Raw genomic sequence first — 22653 nt, forward strand, 5'->3', positions numbered from 1 at the left:
ATCCGCGACAGCGCTCATGCTTGGCGGGCTCGCTGCCCTGCCCTTGGGGCTCAGGCGGCGATGGCTTCCCGGTCGCTGTCCTTCGCTTCCTGCTCCTTGGCGTACATCTCGCCCAGCGCGCGCTTGTACTCGGTCGGGAAGACCTTGACGAACTTGCGGCGTGCCGTGGCCCAGTCGGCCAGCAATGCTTTGGCGCGCTCGGAACCCGTGAAGCGGAAATGCTGCTCGATCAAGCCCTTGAGGATGACTTCATCCAGCTGGCGCTGGCCGTTCACCTTGTGCCAGGAAGCGGCCGACTGGCCCTTTTCCTGGTCCGCCGCGGCCAGCACGGTTTCCAGTGCCACCATCGAGGTGTTGCAGCGCTTGTCGAACAAGCCGTCCTCGTCATAGACGTAGGCCATGCCGCCCGACATGCCGGCCGCGAAATTGCGCCCGGTGCCGCCCAGCACCACCACGGTGCCGCCGGTCATGTACTCGCAACCATGATCGCCCGTGCCTTCCACTACTGCGGCGGCGCCGGAGTTGCGCACCGCGAAGCGTTCGCCGGCCACGCCGTTGAAGAAGGCTTCGCCGGCAATCGCGCCGTACAGCACGGTGTTGCCCACGATGATGTTGCGGGTCGGGTCGCCGCGGAACTCGTGCGGAGCGCGCACGATCACGCGGCCGCCCGACAGGCCCTTGCCCACGTAGTCGTTGCCATCGCCAACCAGGTCCAGCGTGACGCCGTGCGCCAGGAAAGCGCCGAAGGACTGGCCTGCGGTGCCTTGCAGCTGGATGTGAATGGTGTCGTCAGGCAAGCCTTCATGGCCATACTGCTTGGCCACCACGCCCGAGAGCATCGCGCCGACGGTACGGTTGACGTTCTTCACCGGCTGGATGAACGACACGCGCTCACCCTTGTCGATGGCCGGACGCGCCTTGGCGATCAGCACGTGGTCCAGCGCCTTGCCGGCTTCCAGCGACAGGCCGTGATCCTGCACGTCGGTGTGGAAACGCGGCACCTCGGCGGGGAACGGTGCCTGGTAGAACACGCGGGTGAAATCGAGACCGCGTGCCTTCCAGTGCTCGATGCCGGGCTTGGTGTCGAGCAGGTCGGCGCGGCCGATCAGCTCGTCGAACGTGCGGATGCCCAGTTGCGCCATGATCTCGCGGGCTTCTTCGGCGATGAAGAAGAAGAAGTTCACCACGTGTTCGGGCTTGCCCTGGAACTTCGCGCGCAGCGCCGGATCCTGCGTGGCCACGCCCACCGGGCAGGTGTTCAGGTGGCACTTGCGCATCATGATGCAGCCTTCTGCCACCAGCGGTGCAGTAGCGAAGCCGAACTCGTCGGCACCCAGCAGCGCGCCGATGACGACGTCGCGGCCGGTCTTCATCTGGCCGTCGGCCTGCACGCGGATGCGGTTGCGCAAGCCGTTGAGCATCAGCGTCTGCTGGGTCTCGGCGAGACCCAGCTCCCACGGCGTGCCGGCGTGCTTGATCGACGACAGCGGCGAAGCGCCGGTGCCGCCGTCATGGCCGGCGATCACCACGTGATCGGCCTTGGCCTTGGCCACGCCCGCGGCCACGGTGCCCACGCCCACTTCGGACACGAGCTTGACCGAGATATCGGACGCCGGGTTGACGTTCTTCAGGTCGTGGATCAGCTGTGCCAGATCTTCGATCGAGTAGATGTCATGGTGCGGCGGCGGCGAGATCAGGCCCACGCCCGGCACCGAGTAACGCAGCTTGCCGATGTAGTCCGAGACCTTGTGGCCGGGCAGCTGACCGCCTTCGCCAGGCTTGGCGCCCTGCGCCATCTTGATCTGGATCTGGTCGGCGGACGCCAGGTATTCGGCGGTCACGCCGAAACGGCCCGATGCCACCTGCTTGATCTTCGAGCGCAGCGAATCGCCTGCCTGCAGTTCCTGGTCGCGCACGACGGCTTCGCTACCCAGCAGGCCCTGCATCGTATCGCCCTGCTTGATGGGGATGCCGCGCAGTTCGTTGCGGTAGCGCTTCTCGTCCTCCCCGCCTTCGCCGGTGTTCGACTTGCCGCCGATGCGGTTCATCGCGACGGCCAGCGTGGCGTGAGCCTCGGTAGAGATCGAACCCAGCGACATGGCGCCGGTGGCGAAACGCTTGACGATCTCCTTGGCCGGCTCCACTTCTTCCAGCGCAATGGCGCGGGTCGGATCGACCTTGAACTCGAACAGGCCGCGCAGCGTCATGTGGCGACGGCTCTGGTCGTTGATGATGTTGGCGTATTCCTTGTACGTCTGGTACGCGCCCTTGCCGTCGTCGGCGCGCACGGCGTGCTGCAGCTTGGCCACCGAGTCAGGGGTCCACATGTGCGCTTCGCCGCGAACGCGGTAGGCGTACTCGCCGCCGGTCTCCAGCATGGTTTCCAGCACCGGGTTGTCGCCGAAGGCGTCCTGGTGCAGGCGCAGCGCTTCCTCGGCCACTTCGAAGATGCCGATGCCTTCGACATTCGATGCGGTGCCGTGGAAGTACTTCTGCACCAGTTCGCGCGACAGGCCGATGGCTTCGAAGATCTGCGCGCCGGTGTACGACATATAGGTGGAGATGCCCATCTTGGACATCACCTTCTGCAGGCCCTTGCCGATCGCCTTGACGAAGTTCTTGACCGCCTTCTCGGGCGACAGGTCGCCGGACAGGCCTTGCGCCATGTCGGCCAGCGTTTCCATCGCCAGGTACGGGTGCACGGCTTCGGCGCCGTAGCCGCCCAGCAGGGCGAAGTGATGTACCTCGCGCGCCGTGCCGGTTTCCACCACCAGGCCGGCCGAGGTGCGCAGGCCCTTGTCCACCAGGTGATGGTGGATGGCCGACGTTGCCAGCAGCGCGGGAATGGCCACGTGCTCGGCATCGACGCGGCGGTCCGACACGATCAGGATGTTGTAGCCCGAGCGCACGGCATCCACGGCTTCCGCGCACAGCGAGGCCAGGCGGGCTTCGATGCCTTCCTTGCCCCATGCCTGCGGATAGCAGATGTTCAGTTCATACGAACGGAACTTGCCGCCGGTGTAGTGCTCGATATTGCGGATCTTCGCGATATCCTTGAAGTCCAGCACGGGCTGGGACACTTCGAGGCGCATCGGCGGGTTGATGTTGTTGAGCTCGAGCAGGTTGGGCTTGGGTCCGATGAAGGACACCAGCGACATCACCATGTTTTCGCGGATCGGGTCGATCGGCGGGTTGGTGACCTGGGCGAACAGCTGCTTGAAGTAGTGATACAGCGTCTTGTTCTTGGACGACAGCACGGCCAGCGGGCTGTCATTGCCCATCGAGCCGGTGGCTTCCTCGCCGGCCAGCGCCATCGGCGCCATCAGGAACTTGACGTCCTCCTGCGTATAGCCGAAGGCTTGCTGGCGATCCAGCAGGCGTGCGTCCGGCTTCTTCTCGGCAGCCACGTCCTCGGGCTTGGCATCCAGCTCATCGAGCTTGATGCGCACGGCGTCGATCCAGCTCTTGTAGGGCTTGGCGTTGGCCAGGTTGTCCTTGAGCTCCTTGTCGTCGATGATGCGGCCTTGCTCCATGTCGATCAGGAACATCTTGCCCGGCTGCAGACGCCATTTCTGCACGATGCGCGACTCGGGGAAGGGCAGCACGCCGGCTTCCGAAGCCAGCACCACGATGTCATCCTCGGTCACGTAGAAACGCGCCGGACGCAGGCCGTTACGGTCCAGCGTGGCGCCGATCTGGCGGCCATCGGTGAAGCAGATCGCGGCGGGGCCGTCCCACGGCTCCATCATGGCAGCGTGGTACTCGTAGAAGGCGCGGCGGTTGTCGTCCATCATGGTGTGCTGTTCCCAGGCTTCCGGGATCATCATCATCATGGCGTGGACGAGCGGGTAGCCGGCCATCGTCAACAGTTCGAGGCAATTGTCGAACGATGCGGTGTCCGACTGGCCGGGATAGATCAGCGGCCACAGCTTGGGCAGGTCGTCGCCCAGCACCGGCGACGAGATGGCGCCGGTCCGTGCGTTGACCCAGTTCACATTGCCCTTGACCGTGTTGATTTCGCCGTTGTGGGCGACCATGCGGTACGGGTGGGCCAGCTCCCAGGCCGGGAAGGTGTTGGTGGAGAAACGCTGGTGCACCAAGGCCAGGGCCGAGACGGCGCGCGGGTCCTGCAGGTCCAGGTAGTACTCGCCGACTTGCGTTGCCAGCAGCAGGCCCTTGTACACCACCGTGCGCGCCGACATCGACGGCACGAAGTACTCCTTGCCGTGCTTGAGCTTGAGCGCCTGGATGGCGTGGCTGGCGGTCTTGCGGATCACGTAGAGCTTACGTTCCAGCGCGTCCGTGGTCATGATGTCGCGGCCGCGCCCGATGAAGATCTGGCGGATCACCGGCTCGGTGGTGCGCACCGTCGGCGACATCGGCATGGCGGCGTCCACCGGCACATCGCGCCAGCCCAGCACGACCTGGCCTTCCAGGCGCACGGTGCGCTCGAGCTCTTGCTCGCAGGCCAGGCGGGAGGCGTGCTCCTTCGGCAGGAAGATCATGCCCACGCCGTACTCGCCGGACGGCGGCAGGGTCACGCCCTGCTTGGCCATGTCTTCGCGGTAGAACTGGTCCGGGATCTGGATCAGGATACCGGCACCGTCGCCCATCAGCGCATCGGCGCCGACCGCGCCGCGGTGATCCAGGTTCTCCAGGATCTTCAGGCCTTGCTGGACGATCTCATGGCTCTTCTTGCCCTTGATATGGGCAACCATGCCGACGCCGCAGGCGTCTTTTTCATTGGCGGGGTCGTACATGCCCTGGGCTTGCGGACGCGAGGCAGGCGCGTACGTGGCGGCGGCAGGCTCTGCGGCCTGCGCTTGGGCCATCGTTTGCTTTGATTGGGATTGCGATTGGTCCACGGGCTTGATTCCGGTGAGGGCTGCGAGCCAGCAAGGCAGACCGGAACGGGGACCGCACTCTTCCACCGGGGCCGGTTGAAAACCGGGGACGGGGAACCAGAGAGACAGCGGGGCCGCAGCGGCGTACACAGGCGTGACGCGCCGCACAATGAATGTGGGTGGAGGAACTATAAAAGAATCGTACCCGTCCCGCAAAATTTTTAAATGGGGTCAGATCATAAATATACTCGCACCACAACGGGGATGGTCTTTATTTGGGGACAGATTAAGTATGGTGCACCGCGGCGCGTGCTTTATCGACCTCCGCCGCAGTCGAGCGCGCCACGCCTCACTTGCCCATGTGGGGTGGCTGGACCGTATCGGGCTCGGACTCCCGGTCCATCGCGGACCGACCCGCCGGGCGGCCCTTGGGCAACGGCTGCACGCGCCGCCCGCCCTGGCGCTCCAGTTGCGCAAGAAAGGCCGCGTCACCCAGGGGCCAGCCGCTATGCGCGTGGCTGCGCAGCGTGGCCAGGGTCATCGACGACAGCCCTTCGGCGGTGACGGCGCGGTAGTTGGATTGACGCTCGAACGGCGTATTGCCCAGCGCCCAGTACGCAGAGTGATCGCTCACAAAGGGGCTGGCCTCGATGCCGGCATGGTGGCGATAGCTGCTCCAGCGATCCCCCTCCGCTGAGGTCACTTCGCCGGCGCGCACGGCGTTGCCCTCCACGTACTGCATGGCCGGCAACATCCAGGCAGCTGGATCGAACACCGCCGAGCGAAAGCGGCCATCCCACAGCGTGCCGGTACGGCCGGCGACCCGGTTGAAATAGCGCGCATAGCGGCGCCCTACGGCTTGCATGGTGAGGCTCAGCGAATCGGCATGCCGGGGGGTTGCCACCAGGTGGACATGATTCGGCCGCAAGGCATAGGCGTGGATCGCCAGGTCGTGCTCCCGCGCGGCCATGCGCAGGCAGTCCAGGTAATGGAGGTAGTCGTCGGTTCCACGGAAGACGGGCTGACGATTGTTGCCGCGTTGCAACACCAGCGCCGGCAGCGAAGCCGGGGAGAAACGAGGAAGTCGGGCCATGATGGGTGAAGAGGATCGGCGATAAGCGCTTGCCGGGCGGATGGCTCAAACGGAAGCGATGCCCGATGATAGCCTAGCCGCAGCCTGATCCGTCCCCAATTTTCCCGCCGGCCGCGCGGGCCTAGCTTCCTTCGTCGACTGCAAATATGCGGCGGTGCTCCCGGATCGCATAGCGGTCGGTCATGCCGGCAATGTAGTGCGAGATCAGCCGGGACTGGTCGCGGCCCTGCCCCGCCTGGTACTGCGGCGGCAGCAGGCGCGGATCGGCCATGAAGACATCGAACAGGTCGGTGATGATGCGCTGGGCCTTGGAGGACATGCGCATCACCAGGTAATGGCGATAGAGATGGCGGAACAAGAAGCGCTTGAGCGCCGCCGCTTCCTCGCGCACCGGCGCGCTGAAGGCCACCATCGGGCCCGCGGCCCGCACGGCCTCGATGCTGCGCGGGTTGGCGGCGGCAATGTTCTGGCTGGTGGTTTCGATCAGGTCGACAATCAGCGTGTTGATCATGCGGCGTACGGTCTCGTTGATCACGCGCCGCCCGTTGATGCCGGGAAACGCCGCCATCGCCTCGGCCCGGTGGCGCCCCCACATCGGCACTTCGTCCATCTGCTCGAGCGTGAGCAGCCCGGAGCGCAGGCCGTCGTCGATATCGTGGTTGTTGTAGGCGATCTCGTCGGCCAGATTGGCCAGTTGGGCCTCCAGCGAGGGCTGCGTCCCCTCCAGGAAGCGCCGGCCCAGTTCGCCAAGCGCAGAGGCATTGACGCGTGAGCAATGCTTGAGCACGCCCTCTCGCGTCTCGAAGGTCAGGTTGAGCCCGTTGAAGCCGCCATAGCGCTCCTCCAGCTCATCCACCACCAACAGGCTCTGCAGGTTGTGCTCGAAGCCGCCGTGGTTCTTCATGCAGTTGTTCAGCGCATCCTGCCCGGCATGGCCGAAGGGCGTGTGGCCCAGGTCGTGCGCCAGCGAAATGGCTTCGACCAGGTCCTCGTTCAGGCGCAGGTTGCGGGCGATGGAGCGCGCGATCTGCGCCACTTCCAGGCTATGGGTGAGCCGGGTGCGGAACAGGTCACCCTCATGGTTGACGAAGACCTGGGTCTTGTACTCGAGCCGCCGGAAGGCCGTGCTATGGATGACGCGGTCGCGGTCGCGCTGGAACTCCGTGCGCGAGGACGAGGCCGGTTCGGCGTGCACCCGCCCAAGTGTCTGCGCGGAGCGGGCGGCATAGGGAGCGAGATGGCTTTCGAGGTCGGTCATGCGGCAATCCGGTCAGGCGTCCAGCCGGGTGGCGGTGCGCCGCCCGGCCGGGGTTGCAAGGCATAACCGATCGCGTCAGGCGACCGGCGCCTCGGTAGGCGGCCTGAGCACCGCGTGCTGCAAGGTAGCGCGCAAGTCAGGGTCCGGCACGGTGGTGATGAAGGCTTCGCCCAGCTTCCTGAGCAGGATGAACTTGATGCTGCCGGCTTCTGCCTTCTTGTCCACTTTCATCAGTTCGATGTAGCGGTCGGTGCCAAGTTCCGGCGCGACTACCGGCAGCATGGCGGCGCGGATGAGCTGCACCACGCGCGCGCGCGTTTCGATGTCGATGAAGCCGAGCCGGTGCGACAGATCCGCCGCCATCACCATGCCGCAACCCACGGCCTCGCCGTGCAGCCATTCGCCGTAGCCCATGCCCGCCTCGATGGCGTGGCCGAATGTGTGGCCAAAATTAAGCATCGCGCGCAAGCCGCCCTCGCGCTCGTCCTGGGCCACCACGGCGGCCTTGATCTCGCAGGAACGCTTGACCGCCAGCGCCATGATGTCGGGATCACAGGCGTTGAGCGCGCGGATATTGCGCTCGATCCAGCCGAAATACTCGGCATCGGCCATGGCGCCGTGCTTGATCACTTCGGCCAGGCCCGCCGCGAGTTCGCGCTCCGGCAGCGTGCGCAAGGTGTCGATGTCCGCAATCACCGCATTAGGCTGGTGGAAGGCGCCGATCATGTTCTTGCCGAGCGGGTGGTTGATGCCGGTCTTGCCGCCCACCGACGAATCCACCTGCGACAGCAGGGTCGTGGGCACCTGCACGAACGGCACGCCGCGCATGTAGCAGGCGGCGGCAAATCCGGTCATGTCGCCCACCACGCCGCCACCCAGGGCGATCAGCGTGGTCTTGCGGTCAGCGCCCGCGCTCAGCAGCGCGTCGAAGATCAGGTTGAGCGTTTCCCACTGCTTGAAGGCTTCGCCGTCGGGCAGGGTCACGGTGCGCACGGTCTTGCCGAGCGCCGCCAGGCTGGCCTGGACACGGGCGGCGTATAGCGGCCCTACGGTCTCATTGGTGACGATGACGGCATGCTGGCCGCGCACATGGGGGCGGAACAACTCAGTCTGGTCAAGCAGGCCGGTGCCGATATGGATGGGGTAGCTGCGCTCCCCAAGGCTGACTTCAAGGGTGATCATTGTGATTCTGGTCCTGCGCCGGGAGGTTGTCCGCGCACTCGCCGTCTGCCCCTTCGGGCTCTTCGGCGGCAACGGTGAAACCGGCCATTTCAAGTTGCATCAACACCATATTAGCAAGCTGCGCTACCGAAGGCTTGCCGGTTTCGATGATGAAATCCGCCACCTCGCGGTAAAGCGGGTCGCGCTCGCCATAGAGCGTTTCCAGCCGTCCCTTGGGGTCTTCGGTCTGCAGCAGCGGGCGATTGCGGTCGTGACGGGTGCGCAGCCACAGGTCGTGCGGGCTGGCGCGCAGGTAGACCACGGTGCCGCGCGCCTTCAGGTGCGCCCGATTCTCCGGGCGCAGCACGGCACCGCCGCCGGTGGCCAGCACGATGCCGCGGCGCTGGGTAAGCTCGTCGATCGCCTGCGCCTCGCGGTCGCGAAAGCCCGCTTCGCCCTCGTGCTCGAAGATGATCGGGATGCGCACGCCGCAACGCGCCTCGAGTTCGTGATCCGAATCGAAGAACGGGTAGTTCAGGCGCCGGGCCACGGTGCGGCCGACGGTGGTCTTGCCGGCACCCATCAGGCCGACAAAGAAAAGGTTCGGGCGGGTGGCTGTCACTGGCGTGTGGGGCGGGAGCCGGGTCTCTGGCCGGCCCTCGCGGTGGAAAACTGCATCATCTTCTTATGTTGGGACGATCCGGGCAAGTGGCGCGGCGCAATCGGCACAAGGCAACCCGCCTCGCGACACGCCTTGCGCGCCTGCCACATGCCCCTCGCCCAATCTCTCTAGCCCGCCTGGACAATAAAAAAAGCCGCATCGAAACGATGCGGCCTGCCAGTCTACTGCATCCGGCGCGAGCGGGGCTATTTCAGCGACACGCTGTCGTTGAGCACGCGCGGCGTCAGGAACACCAGCAACTCGGTCCGGTTGTTGACCTTGGCGTTGTCCTTGAACAGGTTGCCAAGCACCGGGATATCCCCCAGGAATGGCACCTTGTTCACATTGGTGGATTCGGTCTGGCTATAAATGCCGCCAATCACCACGGTGCCGCCGTTCTCCACCAGCACCTGCGTCTGCACGTGCTTGGTGTCGATGGCAAAGCCCGAGGTGGTCTGGATGCCCACGCTGTCCTTGTTGACGTCGACGTCCAGCAGGACATTGCCTTCCGGCGTGATCTGCGGCGTGACTTCCAGCTTCAGGTTGGCCTTGCGGAACTGCACCGAGGTGGCGCCGCTGGAGGTGGCGGCCTGGTAGGGCAGCTCCGTGCCTTGCTCGATCAGCGCCTTGATATTGTTGGCGGTGACCACGCGTGGGCTGGAGATGATCTTGCCCCGCCCATCCGCTTCCAGCGCGGACAGCTCGAGCGCCAGGAAACGGCCGGCAGCGTTGTTGAACAGGCTGACCGCGACCGAAGCCGGATTGACGCCGTTGATCGCCGCCGCTGGCAGGCTCAGCGCCGGGCCATTGTCCCAGGTCGCGTTCTGCGTCACCGGGCTCACCACATTGGTGTAGGTGTTGCCGTAGCCGGCGCCGGCAGTCTTGGAGGCAAAGCCCAGCTTGACGCCCAGGTTGCGGCTGAAGGTATCGTTGGCCTCGACGATGCGCGCCTCGATGATGACCTGGCGCACCGGGATGTCGATCTTGCCAAGGAAGCTCTGCACCTCTTCCAGCTTGGTCGCGATATCGGAGACGAACAGCTGGTTGGTACGGGGATCGGCGGTCAGCGAGCCGCGCTTGGACAGCATGCGGGTGCTGCCCGCCGTGCCGGCCAGGCCGCCCGCCGCGCCGATCGGGCTTACGCTGCCCAGCGCGCCCGCGCCGCCGGCGGAACCTGCCGCGGCCAGCCCGAGCAGCATGCGCCGCACGTCTTCGGCACGCTGGTAGTTGAGCTGGAACACCTGGCTGCGGATCGGCTCGAGGTCGTTGATCTGCTGCTGGGATTCGAGCTCGAGCTTTTCCTTGGTGGCCAGTTCAGCCTTGGGCGCCACCCACAGCACATTGCCGTTGCGGCGCGAGGCCAGGCCCTTGGCATCGAGCACGATCTGCAGGGCCTGGTCCCAGGGCACATCCTTCAGGCGCAGCGTCAGGTTGCCCTGCACGCTTTCGCTGGTGATGATGTTGAGGTTGGTGAAATCGGCGAACACCTGCAGCAGCGAACGGATGTCGATGTTCTGGAAGTTCAGCGAGAGCCGCTCGCCGCGGAAGCCTGCCCCGCTGATCAGCTTGGCCGGATCTTCCTTGACCGGGCGCACCTCCACCACGAACTGCGTATCGGTCTGATAGGAGCTGTACTCCCAATTGCCGCGCGGCTCGATGGCAAGGCGCGTGGTGCCGTTGTTTTCGCTCGCCCGCATGCCCTGCACCGGGGTGCCGAAATCGCTCACGTCATAGCGCCGGCGCAGGACGTCGGGCAATGACGTATTGAGGAATTCGACCACCACGTTCTGACCCTGCTGCGCGATATTGATGGCGGAGTCCCGCGATGAGAGATCCACCACGATGCGGCCCGCGCCATCCTGGCCGCGGCGAAAATCGATATTGCGCAAGGTTGACCGGTTCCACGGCGCCGCAGGCGCTTGCGCCGAGCTGACGGCGAAAGTCGGCACGGCGGCCCTGGCGGTCGGGGCGACGTTGTCGAGCAGCACCACGAACTGGTTGCCGCGCACTTCGGTGCGATAGCTGGCCACGCGGGTCAGGTCGAGGACCACGCGGGTGCGGTCGCCGATCTGCACCACATTGGCGCTCTTGAGCAACTTGCCCCCAAAGTCGTATTGCGCCCGCCCGGCCGCGAAACCGGTATCGAGGAAATCGATGGCGAGCTTGGGCGGATTCTGCGTGGTGAAGTCGGCCGGCTTCTGCGTTGGCGGTCGCTGCAGCTCGACCGTGAACACGGTCTGCTCGCCCACCGTGGTGGCATCCACGCGCTTGACCGCGTTGCCCGTTGTCGATTGCGCCTGCGCAGCCGGCGCGCCCAAGACCAGCATCATCACCGCAGCGCCAGCAAGCGCCCGGTACCAGCGACCCATGATCATGCCGACCCCTCCAGCTTCAGGCTGGTCATTTTTTCTTTCCACTCGGCTACCCCTTCCCGGACCAATTCGCGCAACACGATCTCCTGATCGTTGATGCGGACCACCCGGCCGTAGTTCTGGCCGAGATACTGACCCACCTTGACGTGGTGGATCTTGTTATCTACCTGCACGACGCCGTAGGTCTCGCCGCTCTTCTTCATGGCGCCCAGCATCTTGAAGTTCTCCAGCGGGAAATCCTCCAGCGGCTCGCGCCGACGGCCGGATTCCGGGGACTCGGACAGAACCCGGTTCAGGTCGCCGATCTTGTTCTGGGCAAAGGGCTCGGGCGCACTGCGGCCCTCGTAGTCGCGCGGCACGTACGGCTTGGGCTCGGGCAGCGGCGCCGGCGGCGGCGCCTTGGCGGCCTGGGCTTGCGCCATCCACTGGCGCAGGCCGTCTTCCTCGCTGCTTCCGCAGGCTGCCAACAGCGCGACGCCGATCAGCGCGCAAGCGCAGGCACGCAGGCGCGAAGCCTGGATCGCTGGCATCATTTTTTCGCTCCCGCAGCCGTCTTGGCCGCCGCGGCGTCCGCCTTGCGCTGCGCCGCCTGTTCTTCGGGATCCAGCGCGCGGTAGGCCATTGCCACGGCCTCCATCGTCAGCCCGCCATCCTTGCCGGTGGCGAACTGCAGCCCCTGCATCGAGACGATGCGCGAGAGCGCGGCAACATCGGCATTGAACTGGGCCACGTCGTGATAGCGGCCGGTGACCTTCAGGTTGACCGGGATCTCCGCAAAGTAAGGCTTGATCACGGCGGGTTGCGGCTTGAACAACTCGAACTGCAGGCCACGCGCCACGCCAGCGTGATTGACGTCGGCCAGCAGCGCGTCCATCTCAGTCTTGTTGGGCAACTGGCGCTCGACCAGCGCCACGCGCTGCTCCACTTCGGCCTTTTGCTTGCGCAGCGCGTCCAGGTTGGCCACCTGCGCCACCTTGCTCATGTAGGACTGCTTCAGGGTGTCCTGCTCGGCATGCCGGCGATCGAGATCCTCGAGCTTGCCACCCCAGTAGAACTGCCAGCCAAGCAGCAGCACCAGCGCCGCAGCCAGCACCGCGAACAGCACCCGCGGGGCGGCCGGCCAGGTTTCCGGCTCATTGAGGTTCAGGCCACGGAACTGCGCGGTGAGATCGTTCAACGTGGCCAGCGAGATTTCGCTATTGAGTGCCATGGTCAGCCCCCTGCGCCTGCCGGCGCACTCGCGCCGGCGGAGCCGGCCTTGCCCTTCTTGCCGTCGTCCGGTGTTTCCGGCGCACGGTAGGCGAAGCGCATCGAGAAATCGAACAGCCGCCGCTGCTCGCGCAGGTTGTTGGTCATCATCACGGCCTTGGATTCGCCCAGCTCGGCCTTGTCCAGCCACTGCACCTGGCTAAGGTTGCGCAGCAACTCCGAGACGCGCTCGTTCGACTGCGCGATGCCGGTCACGGTAAAGGCGTCGCCGGTCTGCTTGAGGGTGGTCAGGTACACGCCTTCGGGCACCTGGCGCACCAGTTCCTCCAGCAGTTGCACGGGACGGTTGCGCTCGTTCTGCAGGCCCTCGATGGCCTTCTGCCGCTGCAGCAGCCCCTCGATATCCTTGCGCAGCGTATTCACCTCGCGGATCTGCCCGTCCATGCGGTTGTTCTCCGCCAGGAGCACCTGGTTCAGGCTGGCCACGGCATCGACACGGTGATCGATGTACATGCCGCCCAGCAGCACCGCCAGCGCGCCGGCGCCGGCCGCGCCCCCCAGCACGGCATAGACCTTCTTGCGCCGCGATGCCCTGCGGGCTTCGTGGTACGGCAGCAGATTAACTGTCGGGATCGAGTTGGTAGACATGCGGCTTCCCTCGCTGGCTTACTGCAGGCCGCGCAGCGCAAGCCCGGCGCTCACGATGTAGGCCGGCAGGTCGCGCTGCAGATAGCGCTCGTTGACCTTGACGGCTGTCATCATGTTGGCGAACGGGTTGGCCAGCGTGGTGGTGATCTCGGTTTGCTGCTCGATCGCGGCTTGCACGCCGACCAGCGACGCATGGCCGCCAGAGAGAAGGATCTCGTCGACCCGGCCGATGCTGGACGCCGACAGGAAGTTGCGCACGGCGCCTTGCACCTCCACCGCCAGCGCCTCCAGGCAGGGCTTGAGCAGCTGGTTGCGCCAGGCTTCGGGCAGCGTGTTCTTGCGCTTCTTGATCTCGGCCTTGAGCGCGTCCAGCGTGAACATGCGCGCCGCGCTCTGGGTGAGCTGGTCGCCGTAGCTGTTGAGCGGCTGCTCGTAGAGCTCTTTCCAGCCTTGGTAGAAAATCGCCTTGGAGCGGCTGCCGCCAAGGTGGATCACGGCCACCACGGGCAGCTCCTTGGCGTCGGTGGCGCTGATGTCGGCGGACACGCCCAGCATCTGCACCACGGAGCGCTGCACCGCGTATTCCTCGACGTCCATCACGTGCGGCTTGAGCCCGGCCATTTCGGCGGCGGTCACGCGCTCCTGCACGCGGTCGCTGTTGGCCGCGGTGACGCGCACGCCGATGCCGCCCTCGGTTTCGCTGGGGCCGATCACGGCAAAATCGAAATTGACGGCCTGCGATGGCGGATAGAGGCGATGCGCCTCGGATTCCACCTGGACGTAAAGCTCGTCCTCGGACAAGTTGTCCGGCAGGCTGACGGTCTGCGATTCGGTCAGCATCGAAGGCACGCCGAGCACCACCTCCTTGGTGCGGATGCCGGCTTTGCCGAGGGCACGCTTGAGAGCGATGCCAACGGCTTCGATATTGACCACGTTGCCATCCGCAACGGCATTACGGTCCAGCAGTTCGCTGGCACATTTTTCCAGCCGATAGTCGTTCTTGCCACTGCCCACGGACAGCTCGACTACCTTAACGCTGGACGACCCGATGTCAACGCCGACCGTCGTACGGCGCAACAACCCCGACAAGATGCCTCGCCGCAAGGTGACCCCCTGACCGTTGAACTCGCCTTGGCTTGCTTGCTCTAATTTGGCGAGTCTGTATTGTTTCTTGGATGAAACGTTTTGCTCTTTTAGTTGGTGGATTCTCACCAAAAAACTGGGCGCTGGCAATGTGCCGGTTTGACCACGATTGCTTTTCATCAACACCCCCCACAAAGCGTTGCCAAAATCCCACGGTGCCCCTCACCCGCCCCGCCGCGCCCATCTTTTCGTTTCATGCAGATCTCAATTCCATTACATCTTGTAACAGCGCGATAGCGGCGTGCGCGCCACAACGCGCCGGGTGCGGCGTATCCCGGGAGATATAATCCCGGCACCTCTAACTAGGTATTTCCCTTATGGCCACAGCACAACAGAAGCCTGCCCTGCCCGCCCGGCGTCCGATCTGGATGCGGCTAACCTTTTGGGCCCTGGGCCTGCTGGTAGCCGGGATCGTGGCGGTGGCACTGCTGGTGGGATACGCGCTGCTGGTGGCCGCCCCCAATCTGCCTTCGCTCGATACCATCACGGACTACCGCCCCAAGATCCCGCTACGGATCTACACGGCCGACAACGTGCTGATTGGTGAGTTCGGCGAGGAACGGCGCAATTTCGTGCCTATCGCGCAAATACCGGATGTGATGAAGAAGGCTGTGCTGGCCATCGAGGACGACCGCTTCTACGAACACGGCGGCGTGGACTTCGTCGGCGTGCTGCGCGCCGGGCTGGCCAACCTGCGCGGCGGCCTGTCGCAAGGCGCCTCCACCATCACCATGCAGGTGGCGCGCAACTTCTTCCTGTCCAGCGAGAAGACGTACACCCGAAAGCTGTATGAAATGCTGCTGGCCTACAAGATCGAGGCCAACCTGTCCAAGGACCAGATCCTCGAGCTGTACATGAACCAGATCTACCTGGGGCAACGCGCCTATGGCTTTGCCAGCGCGGCCCGGGTGTATTTCGGCAAGTCGATCAAGGACGTGACGCCGGCCGAGGCCGCCATGCTGGCCGGCCTGCCCAAGGCGCCGTCGGCCTACAACCCGGTGGTCAATCCCAAGCGCGCCAAGGTACGCCAGGAATACATCCTGCAGCGCATGCGTGACCTGCGCTACCTCACGCCCGAGCAATACGACCAGGCCATCCACGAAGAACTGAAGGTGCGCGGCGAAGGCAATGAGTTCTCCACCCACGCCGAGTACGTGGCCGAGATCGTGCGCCAGCTGATGTATGCCCAATACCGCGAGGAAACCTACACCCGCGGCCTGACCGTCTACACCACGCTCAACAAGCCTGACCAGGATGCCGCCTACGAGGCGGTGCGCTCGGGCATCATGAATTACGAGCGCCGCCATGGCTACCGCGGCCCCGAGGCATTTATCGACCTGCCCCCCGGCGCGGACGAGCGCGAGCAGGCCATCGACGACGCGCTGCTCGAGCACCCGGGCAGCGACGACCTGCGCTCGGCCGTGGTCACCAGCGTGACGGCCAAGCAAGTCACCGCCACGCTGCTGTCCGGCGAAGTCGCCACCATCGAAGGCCAGGCGCTGCGCTTCATCGCACCGTCGCTGGCGGCCAACGCGCAGCCCAGGGCCAAGATCCGGCCGGGCGCGATCATCCGCGTGACGCAGGACGAGAAAGGCGCATGGACGGTCACGCAGTTGCCGGAAGTTTCCGCCGCCTTTATCTCGCTCAGCCCGGAAGACGGCGAGATCCGCTCCATGGTTGGCGGCTTCGATTTCAACCGCAACAAGTTCAACCACGTGACGCAGGCCTGGCGCCAGCCCGGCTCCAGCTTCAAGCCGTTCATCTACTCTGCCGCGCTGGAAAAGGGCTTCTCCCCCGCCACCGTGATCAACGACGCGCCGATTTCGATCAGCGACAACGGCGGCCAGGTCTGGGAGCCGAAGAACTACGACGGCAAGTTCGAAGGCCCGATGACCATGCGCCGCGCGCTGGCCAAGTCCAAGAATCTGGTGTCGGTGCGCATCCTGCGCGCCATCGGCACCCAGTACGCCCAGGACTACATCACGCGCTTCGGCTTCGACGCCGACAAGCACCCGGCTTACCTGCCGATGGCGCTGGGCGCGGGCAGCGTCACCCCGCTGCAGATGGCGGGCGCCTATTCGGTGTTTGCCAACGGCGGCTTCCGCGTCAATCCCTACCTGATCCAGAAGGTGGTCGATGCCCGCGGCAACGTGATTTCCGAGACCAAGCCCCAGCGCGCCGGCGAGGATGCAGTGCGCGTACTCGACGCCCGCACCGCCTTCATCGCCGACAGCATGCTGCGTGAGGTCGTGCGCAGCGGCACGGCAAACAGCGCCAAGCAGCGCCTGGGCCGCAATGACCTGGCCGGCAAGACCGGTACCACCAACGACGCCGTCGACGCCTGGTTCGCCGGGTACACGCCCAAGCTGGTGGCCATCGCCTGGATGGGCTACGACCAGCCCAAGAGCCTGGGCGTGCGCGAGACCGGCGGCGGCCTGGCCTTGCCGATCTGGGTGGGCTACATGGGCAAGATGCTCAAGGGCGCGCCGGAAATCCCCGAACGCCAGGCTCCGGAAGGCGTGGTCATGGTGGGCAGCGACTGGACCTTCGAGGAGAACGCGGGCGGCGCCGGCGTGGCTTCGGTTGGCCTGGGCGATCCGTGGCCGGGCAAGCCGGACGAAAGCACGCAATCGCCCGCCGATGTCGAGGCGGAGAAGAAGCGCATCCTGGAGATGTTCGGCGGCGGCTGAGGCCCCGCCGGGCGCACCCAATGAAAAAGCCGGCTTCTCAAGCCGGCTTTTTCGTGCCTGCGTGCTGCGCTCAGGCCAGTTTTAGCGTCACCCCCGCCTGCTGGCTTACGTAGCCGGACAGCGCCGCGTACAGCTCCCCGCCGCCGCGCGTATCGACCCAGCGCTGGCCATCATGGCGAAAATGGAAACCGCCCGAACGCGCCGCCACCCACAGCTCCTGCATGGGCGCCTGGCTGTTGACGATGATCTTGGAGCCGTCTTCGAATTCGAGCTCCATGAGATTGCCGGCGCGGTTGATTTCGATGTCGGCATCGGCTGCGTCGGCCGCGGTCTCCACTGCGCTTTCCAGCCGGTCCAGCTCTTGCTGGGCCAGCGCCAGGAACTCACTTTCACTCAGGGGGGGCATGCTAAACTCCGAGACCGCCGGCCGGCACCGCCATAGCGATGTAGTGCCGTAGCCGGCAGCGTATTGAAAAGTACTTCGTATTTCCGATGGTCCCGCCGCGCTCCGCTTGGGGACACTCCGGGACACTCCGGGACGATCGGGGACGACTCTGGACGACATTTTAAGGACGACCCGATGTTGCGTCGTGTTGCGATTGTATCGGCGTTTGCCGCCAGCCTTGCGATGCCCCTGCTGTCGGGATGCGGCATTCGCGGCCCGCTGGTGATGCCCAAACAGCCTCCCGCACCGGCACAGCCGGGCGTACCGGATCCCGGCCTGGGCAACCCGGCCGTGCCGAATCCGGCGGCTCCCCGGGGCTCCGCCTCCACAGCGGGACCCACCACGGCCCCGGACGCAGTGCCGGCCGCCACTCCCACCGCCAAATAACCATGACCGCCTTTTTCCATCGCCACGACGGCGCCCTGACCGTCGAGCACGTACCGCTCGCGCGCATCGCCGCCGAATACGGCACCCCCACCTACGTCTACTCGCGCGCCGCGCTGACCGCCGCCTACCAGGCCTACGCCGCTGCGTGCCAGGGGCGCCGCGCGCGCGTGCAGTACGCCATGAAGGCCAACTCGAACCTGGCGATCCTGCAGGTCTTTGCCAAGCTCGGCGCGGGCTTCGACATCGTGTCCGGCGGCGAGCTGCAGCGCGTGCTGGCGGTGGGCGGCGATCCGCGCAAGGTGGTGTTCTCGGGCGTGGGCAAGACCGCCGCCGAGATGGAACTGGCGCTCCAGCACGATGTGCTGTCGTTCAACGTGGAGTCGATCCCCGAACTGGACCGCCTCAACGCCGTGGCGGGCCGCCTGGGCAAGCGCGCGCGCGTGTCGCTGCGCATCAACCCGGATGTGGACGCCAAGACGCACCCGTATATCTCCACCGGCCTGAAGGGCAACAAGTTCGGCATCGCCTTCGAGGACGTGCTGCCGACCTACCGCGCCGCCGCCGCGCTGCCGCACCTGGAAGTCGCGGGCATCGACTGCCATATCGGCTCGCAGATCACCGAGGTTGCCCCTTATCTGGAAGCGCTGGACAAGGTGCTTGACGTGGTGGAAGCGCTCGAGCGCGAAGGCATCAACCTTGAGCACATCGACGTGGGCGGTGGCCTTGGCATCACTTACGACGACGAAACGCCGCCGGACATCACCGGCTTTGCCCGCACGCTGCTGGAGCGCGTTGCCGAGCGTGGCCACGGCCATCGCGAGGTACTGTTCGAGCCGGGCCGCTCGCTGGTGGGCAACGCCGGCGTGCTGCTGACCCAGGTCGAGTTCCTCAAGCCGGGCGTTGCCAAGAACTTCTGCATCGTCGACGCGGCCATGAACGACCTGGCCCGCCCCGCCATGTACGAGGCCTACCACCGCATCGAGCCCGTGCAACTGCGCGAAACCGCGCAGGCAACCGCCCTGACCTACGACGTGGTCGGCCCGGTGTGCGAATCCGGCGACTGGCTCGGCCGCGATCGCGCCTTGGCGGTGCAGCCGGGCGACCTGCTGGCCGTGATGTCGGCCGGCGCCTATGGCTTCGTCATGAGCTCCAACTACAACACCCGCCCGCGCGCGGCGGAAGTCATGGTCGACGGCCACGACGTGCACCTGGTGCGCGGCCGCGAGCACGTGGTCGATCTGTTCCGCGACGAACGCCTGCTGCAAGGCTAAGCACCCGCCCTCCCCCGCCACCACTTGCCCCCAATGGCCGTCAGCGGCCTGATCCTGGGCGGGCGCGCAGTGGTGGCGGACAGCACCCCCTGCCATACGGCCGGCGCATCGCGTGCCGTTTGCGCCAACGTGCGGCTCGCGCCGGGCCGCTTTGCGGGCGGCGGCATTGCTCGACGGAGCTGGACCTGGTCCGGGGACATCTTGAAACCCTATGGCTCCCCCAAGCCGTGCAGCCGCCCCGCCGAGCGCGAGATCACGCTCTTACCTTTGAGCGCTACCGTTGCGCCTTGAGGCCCGTTGCGGGCTTGCGCCACCACCACCAGCCACGCATCGCCAGCAAGCCGAACACCACCGCGGCGTAGATCGATACCGTGCCGAAGTCGTTCTTGCCGGCCTTATGCCACCAGTAGTGCAGGATCGCCAGCACAGCGATGGCGTACACCGCCCGGTGCAGCCCTTGCCAGCGCTTGCCGCCCAGCCACTTGACCATGGCATTGGCCGAGGTGGCCGCCAGCGCCACCATCAGCACGAAGGCGGCAAACCCCACCGTGATGAAGGGGCGCTTGGCGACGTCCTTGACGATGTAGGCCACATCGAAGCCCCGGTCCACGGCAAGCCACAACAGGAAGTGCTGCAGCGCGTAGAAAAAAGCAAAGAGCCCGAGCATGCGGCGCAGGCGGATCAGCCAGTTCCAGCCGGTAAGCCGGCGCAACGGTGTCACCGCCAGCGTGACGCACAGCATGGCCAGCGTCCAGGTGCCGGTCGAGCGCGTGACGAACTCCAGCGGATTGGCGCCGAACTGATCGGTAAAGCCGAGATAAAGCAGCCGCAGGAAAGGCAGCATGACAAGCAGCCACACCGCCCCCTTCACCGTGCGCACGTGTTCTGGCGCAAGCGTCGCGAATCCGGGCTGTGCGCGCGCTCGCGCCGGGCGCACAGCCGGGCGCGACGGGGACATATCCGGGGGCGCCATCAGAAGAACTTCCGCAGGTCCATGCCCTGGTAGAGCGACGCCACCTGCTGGCCGTAGCCATTGAACGGCAGCGTCTTGCGCTTGGGCGCGAACAGCGCGCCAAAACCGCTGCCCTTGTCCTCGCCGATGCGGCGCTCAGTGGCCTGGCTCCAGCGCGGGTGGTCCACGTCCGGATTGACGTTGGAGTAGAAGCCGTACTCCTGCGCCGCGGCCAGATTCCAGCTGGTGGCGGGCTGCTTGTCGACGAAACGGATCTTGACGATGGACTTGGCACTCTTGAAGCCGTACTTCCAGGGCACCACCACGCGCACGGGCGCGCCGTTCTGGTTGGGCAGCACCTCGCCGTACAAGCCAAAGGCCAGCAAGGTCAGCGGGTGCATCGCCTCGTCCATGCGCAGCCCTTCGGTGTACGGCCAGTCCAGCACGCGGGCGCTGACACCGGGCATCTGCTTCTTGTCGTTGAGGGTGACGAACTCCACGTACTTCGCGCCGGGCTGCGGCTCGACGCGCCGAATCAGCTCGGCCAGCGAATAGCCGCTCCAGGGGATCACCATCGACCAGCCCTCGACGCAGCGCAGCCGGTAGACCCGCTCTTCCAGCGGCGTCAGGCGCACGAGCTCGTCGATGTCATAGACCTTGGGCTTCTTCACCAAGCCTTCGACCGCGACCTGCCACGGCCGGGTCCGCAGCGTGCCGGCATTGTGCGCAGGGTCCGCCTTGTCGGTGCCGAACTCGTAGTAGTTGTTGTACGTGGTGACGTCCTCGTAAGGCGTGCGCTTCTCGGGCACCACGTAGGCATTGTTGGGCGTGGCCGGCAGTTTCTGCCCGCGCGGCGCCTGGGCATGCGCATCGCGCGCGCACCATGGCGCCAGCGTGCTCCCCGCTGCGCCCGCGGCAGCCATCGCCAGCAGGCGGCGCCGCGCTTCGAAAACACCGCGCGGCGTGATCTCGCTGGCGGCGATGTCGTCGCCGCGCAGCCATTTGGGGGAGGGAATCAGCATCGTTGTTCCTCGTTGCTAGCCGTATGCAAAAGACAGTTCACCGTTCGCGCCAGGCCCGGGCGGGGCCGGCCTGCACGATTGGACTTCAGCTTGAGTCGGTTGATGCAGGGGAATCCTGACATCTTTTTTCAGTTTCTTCGCATCCCACTCATTTCCCCGCCCTCAACCGCCTTGGTACTGCCGGTAAACCGCCTCCGCCAGCGCCAGCAGCGGCGCGCGCTCCAGCGGCCCGGCCAGCGCGAAGCCAAGATCCCGGTCTACCCAGTAAAAGGCCATGGTACGCGCCGCGGCGGCGGGTCGATCACCTGGCCCTGGGCCCATGCGCTCCAGCCGAAAGCCCGTATCGGGCGTATCGCGCGCCATGTGCCGCAGTTGCAGCGACAGCCGGGTGCCATCGTCGGCCTCGTACATCAGGATGGCCGACGGGCCGCCCTCGGCCACGCCGAGGCGGCCGCCGATCAGGTGGAATCCCTGGGCGCGCAGGTCGGGCACACGCAGCGGCGCGCCCAGGCGCTTGGACAGCCAGGCAACAAGATGGGCCTCATCGGTGGCGGCCACCTCGACTGGGTGGCGCACCTCCGGCGCATAGACGACATGGCTGGCCAACGCCTCGCGCGCAAAGCGCTCCACCGAGGGCGCTCCGGCCGCCAGCGTGTCCGCGCGGTCGTGTGCAACCCACCCGATCGCGCCACCCACCACCAGCGCGGCGAGGCTGGCGGCCAGCGCCATGCCCCAGCCAGCGGGCCGCCGCTGCGCATCGCGGCGGCTGCCGCGCAGCCTTGGCGGAAGTGCCGCCAGCGGCACTGTTTCGTTGAGCACGCCATCGAATGCAGCGTGCAACTCGCCCGTCTGCCGCCGCCAGCCTCCCACGCGCTCCCCGGCCTCGGGATGAGCGGCCAGGTACGCCTCCACCTCGGCGCGGCGGGCGGGATCGAGCTGGCCATCGGCGTAGGCGTGGAGATCGGCTTCGTTGACTGGGGACATCATTTGACTCGCTGCAGTCCGGCCGCGTGGCCGGCGGCCTGCGGGTTCGCATCGGCCGCCGTGGCTGGCGCGCCATCCATCAGCATGCGCATCTGCTCCCGGCCCCGCGACAGCCGGGACATCACGGTGCCCACCGGCACCTCCAGCACTTGCGCCGCCTCGGCATAGCTGAGCTGCTCCAGGCCGACCAGCAGCAGCACCGCGCGCTGGGCCTCGGGCAGCCGCGCCAGCGCCCGCGCCAGATCCAGCCGCAGGCCGGGCTCGGGCGCAGCACTGGGTACGTCGGGCAGCGTGTCGGTATAGGTCACCGGGTCCGCGCGCCGGTACGCGTTCACGCGCAGCCGGTGCATCATGGTCAGCAGCCATGACAGCAGGCCATCCGCGCCATCGCCCCACCAGGCGCCCGCGCGCAGGTGGAAGCGCCAGCGGTAGCGCAGCGCACGCTCCAGCGTGTCCTGCACCAGGTCGTCGGCGGATGCCGCGTCGCCGGTCAGGCCACGGGCGTGGGGGCGC

At 66.1% G+C, this 22653-nt stretch carries 18 protein-coding genes; 3 read left to right on the top strand and 15 right to left on the bottom strand.

Annotation, left to right across the window (positions count from 1 at the left end; translation table 11 throughout):
• Positions 1-50: 50 nt before the first annotated feature.
• From ACYP5B_RS20630 to pilM, 10 genes are all read right to left on the bottom strand, one after another.
• A complete protein-coding gene (locus ACYP5B_RS20630; protein WP_400091558.1) occupies positions 51-4832 on the bottom strand; it encodes a glutamate synthase-related protein in 4782 nt (1593 codons plus the stop codon).
• Between the two features lie 361 nt (positions 4833-5193).
• Positions 5194-5937 (bottom strand): transposase, encoded by a 744-nt coding sequence (locus ACYP5B_RS20635; RefSeq protein WP_400091560.1) that lies wholly within the window; start codon positions 5935-5937, stop codon positions 5194-5196.
• 121 nt (positions 5938-6058) lie between these two features.
• On the bottom strand, positions 6059-7195 hold the full coding sequence (locus ACYP5B_RS20640) for a deoxyguanosinetriphosphate triphosphohydrolase (protein WP_267604552.1): 1137 nt from the start codon (positions 7193-7195) through the stop codon (positions 6059-6061).
• Positions 7196-7270: 75 nt separating this feature from the next.
• Positions 7271-8377 (bottom strand): 3-dehydroquinate synthase, encoded by a 1107-nt coding sequence (aroB, locus tag ACYP5B_RS20645; protein WP_459570949.1) that lies wholly within the window; start codon positions 8375-8377, stop codon positions 7271-7273.
• A complete protein-coding gene (locus ACYP5B_RS20650; protein WP_400091563.1) occupies positions 8364-8978 on the bottom strand; it encodes a shikimate kinase in 615 nt (204 codons plus the stop codon). Before ACYP5B_RS20650 ends, aroB begins: the two co-directional genes overlap by 14 nt.
• A 245-nt stretch (positions 8979-9223) precedes the next feature.
• Positions 9224-11392: a type IV pilus secretin PilQ gene (gene pilQ, locus ACYP5B_RS20655; protein ID WP_459570950.1), complete on the bottom strand. Its 2169-nt coding sequence runs from the start codon at positions 11390-11392 to the stop codon at positions 9224-9226.
• Positions 11389-11922, bottom strand: a complete 534-nt coding sequence (locus tag ACYP5B_RS20660) for a pilus assembly protein PilP (RefSeq protein ID WP_267604555.1) — start codon at positions 11920-11922, stop codon at positions 11389-11391. The genes pilQ and ACYP5B_RS20660 overlap by 4 nt, the downstream gene beginning before the upstream one ends.
• Positions 11919-12599: a type IV pilus inner membrane component PilO gene (locus ACYP5B_RS20665; RefSeq protein WP_318231192.1), complete on the bottom strand. Its 681-nt coding sequence runs from the start codon at positions 12597-12599 to the stop codon at positions 11919-11921. The genes ACYP5B_RS20660 and ACYP5B_RS20665 overlap by 4 nt, the downstream gene beginning before the upstream one ends.
• A 2-nt stretch (positions 12600-12601) precedes the next feature.
• Positions 12602-13246, bottom strand: coding sequence for a PilN domain-containing protein (locus ACYP5B_RS20670; protein ID WP_400091567.1), 645 nt, complete (start codon positions 13244-13246; stop codon positions 12602-12604).
• Positions 13247-13264: 18 nt separating this feature from the next.
• A complete protein-coding gene (gene pilM / locus ACYP5B_RS20675) occupies positions 13265-14335 on the bottom strand; it encodes a type IV pilus assembly protein PilM (RefSeq protein ID WP_267606515.1) in 1071 nt (356 codons plus the stop codon).
• Between the two features lie 371 nt (positions 14336-14706).
• Between pilM and ACYP5B_RS20680 the strand changes: the two genes are divergently transcribed.
• On the top strand, positions 14707-17079 hold the full coding sequence (locus ACYP5B_RS20680; RefSeq protein ID WP_318231193.1) for a penicillin-binding protein 1A: 2373 nt from the start codon (positions 14707-14709) through the stop codon (positions 17077-17079).
• Positions 17080-17149: 70 nt separating this feature from the next.
• On the opposite strand, the gene cyaY is transcribed toward ACYP5B_RS20680, so the two are convergent.
• Complete coding sequence (cyaY, locus tag ACYP5B_RS20685; RefSeq protein ID WP_459570951.1) at positions 17150-17485, bottom strand: iron donor protein CyaY; 336 nt, start codon at positions 17483-17485, stop codon at positions 17150-17152.
• A gap of 174 nt (positions 17486-17659) precedes the next feature.
• Here cyaY and lptM point away from each other — a divergent pair, with 174 nt between their 5' ends.
• Together lptM and lysA are read left to right on the top strand one after the other, a co-directional pair.
• Positions 17660-17911, top strand: a complete 252-nt coding sequence (gene lptM, locus ACYP5B_RS20690) for an LPS translocon maturation chaperone LptM (protein WP_459570952.1) — start codon at positions 17660-17662, stop codon at positions 17909-17911.
• Between the two features lie 2 nt (positions 17912-17913).
• Positions 17914-19182, top strand: coding sequence for a diaminopimelate decarboxylase (lysA, locus tag ACYP5B_RS20695; RefSeq protein ID WP_459570953.1), 1269 nt, complete (start codon positions 17914-17916; stop codon positions 19180-19182).
• A gap of 274 nt (positions 19183-19456) precedes the next feature.
• On the opposite strand, the gene msrQ is transcribed toward lysA, so the two are convergent.
• From msrQ to ACYP5B_RS20715, 4 genes are all read right to left on the bottom strand, one after another.
• Complete coding sequence (gene msrQ / locus ACYP5B_RS20700) at positions 19457-20155, bottom strand: protein-methionine-sulfoxide reductase heme-binding subunit MsrQ (RefSeq protein WP_459570954.1); 699 nt, start codon at positions 20153-20155, stop codon at positions 19457-19459.
• Complete coding sequence (gene msrP / locus ACYP5B_RS20705; protein WP_400091572.1) at positions 20155-21156, bottom strand: protein-methionine-sulfoxide reductase catalytic subunit MsrP; 1002 nt, start codon at positions 21154-21156, stop codon at positions 20155-20157. The genes msrQ and msrP overlap by 1 nt, the downstream gene beginning before the upstream one ends.
• A 162-nt stretch (positions 21157-21318) precedes the next feature.
• Positions 21319-22143, bottom strand: a complete 825-nt coding sequence (locus ACYP5B_RS20710; protein WP_459570955.1) for an anti-sigma factor family protein — start codon at positions 22141-22143, stop codon at positions 21319-21321.
• Positions 22140-22653 (bottom strand): RNA polymerase sigma factor (locus ACYP5B_RS20715; protein WP_459570956.1); only part of this gene is annotated, 514 nt, incomplete at its 5' end. The genes ACYP5B_RS20715 and ACYP5B_RS20710, both read right to left, overlap by 4 nt.

The organism is Cupriavidus sp. 8B (assembly GCF_054589115.1).

Coding starts and splice junctions, on each gene's coding strand:
- ACYP5B_RS20630 (WP_400091558.1), bottom strand. CDS start 4,832: ATGGCCCAAGCGCAGGCCGCAGAGCCTGCCGCCGCCACGTACGCGCCT.
- ACYP5B_RS20635 (WP_400091560.1), bottom strand. CDS start 5,937: ATGGCCCGACTTCCTCGTTTCTCCCCGGCTTCGCTGCCGGCGCTGGTG.
- ACYP5B_RS20640 (WP_267604552.1), bottom strand. CDS start 7,195: ATGACCGACCTCGAAAGCCATCTCGCTCCCTATGCCGCCCGCTCCGCG.
- aroB (WP_459570949.1), bottom strand. CDS start 8,377: ATGATCACCCTTGAAGTCAGCCTTGGGGAGCGCAGCTACCCCATCCAT.
- pilQ (WP_459570950.1), bottom strand. CDS start 11,392: ATGATCATGGGTCGCTGGTACCGGGCGCTTGCTGGCGCTGCGGTGATG.
- ACYP5B_RS20660 (WP_267604555.1), bottom strand. CDS start 11,922: ATGATGCCAGCGATCCAGGCTTCGCGCCTGCGTGCCTGCGCTTGCGCG.
- ACYP5B_RS20665 (WP_318231192.1), bottom strand. CDS start 12,599: ATGGCACTCAATAGCGAAATCTCGCTGGCCACGTTGAACGATCTCACC.
- ACYP5B_RS20670 (WP_400091567.1), bottom strand. CDS start 13,246: ATGTCTACCAACTCGATCCCGACAGTTAATCTGCTGCCGTACCACGAA.
- ACYP5B_RS20680 (WP_318231193.1), top strand. CDS start 14,707: ATGGCCACAGCACAACAGAAGCCTGCCCTGCCCGCCCGGCGTCCGATC.
- cyaY (WP_459570951.1), bottom strand. CDS start 17,485: ATGCCCCCCCTGAGTGAAAGTGAGTTCCTGGCGCTGGCCCAGCAAGAG.
- lptM (WP_459570952.1), top strand. CDS start 17,660: ATGTTGCGTCGTGTTGCGATTGTATCGGCGTTTGCCGCCAGCCTTGCG.
- lysA (WP_459570953.1), top strand. CDS start 17,914: ATGACCGCCTTTTTCCATCGCCACGACGGCGCCCTGACCGTCGAGCAC.
- msrQ (WP_459570954.1), bottom strand. CDS start 20,155: ATGGCGCCCCCGGATATGTCCCCGTCGCGCCCGGCTGTGCGCCCGGCG.
- msrP (WP_400091572.1), bottom strand. CDS start 21,156: ATGCTGATTCCCTCCCCCAAATGGCTGCGCGGCGACGACATCGCCGCC.
- ACYP5B_RS20710 (WP_459570955.1), bottom strand. CDS start 22,143: ATGATGTCCCCAGTCAACGAAGCCGATCTCCACGCCTACGCCGATGGC.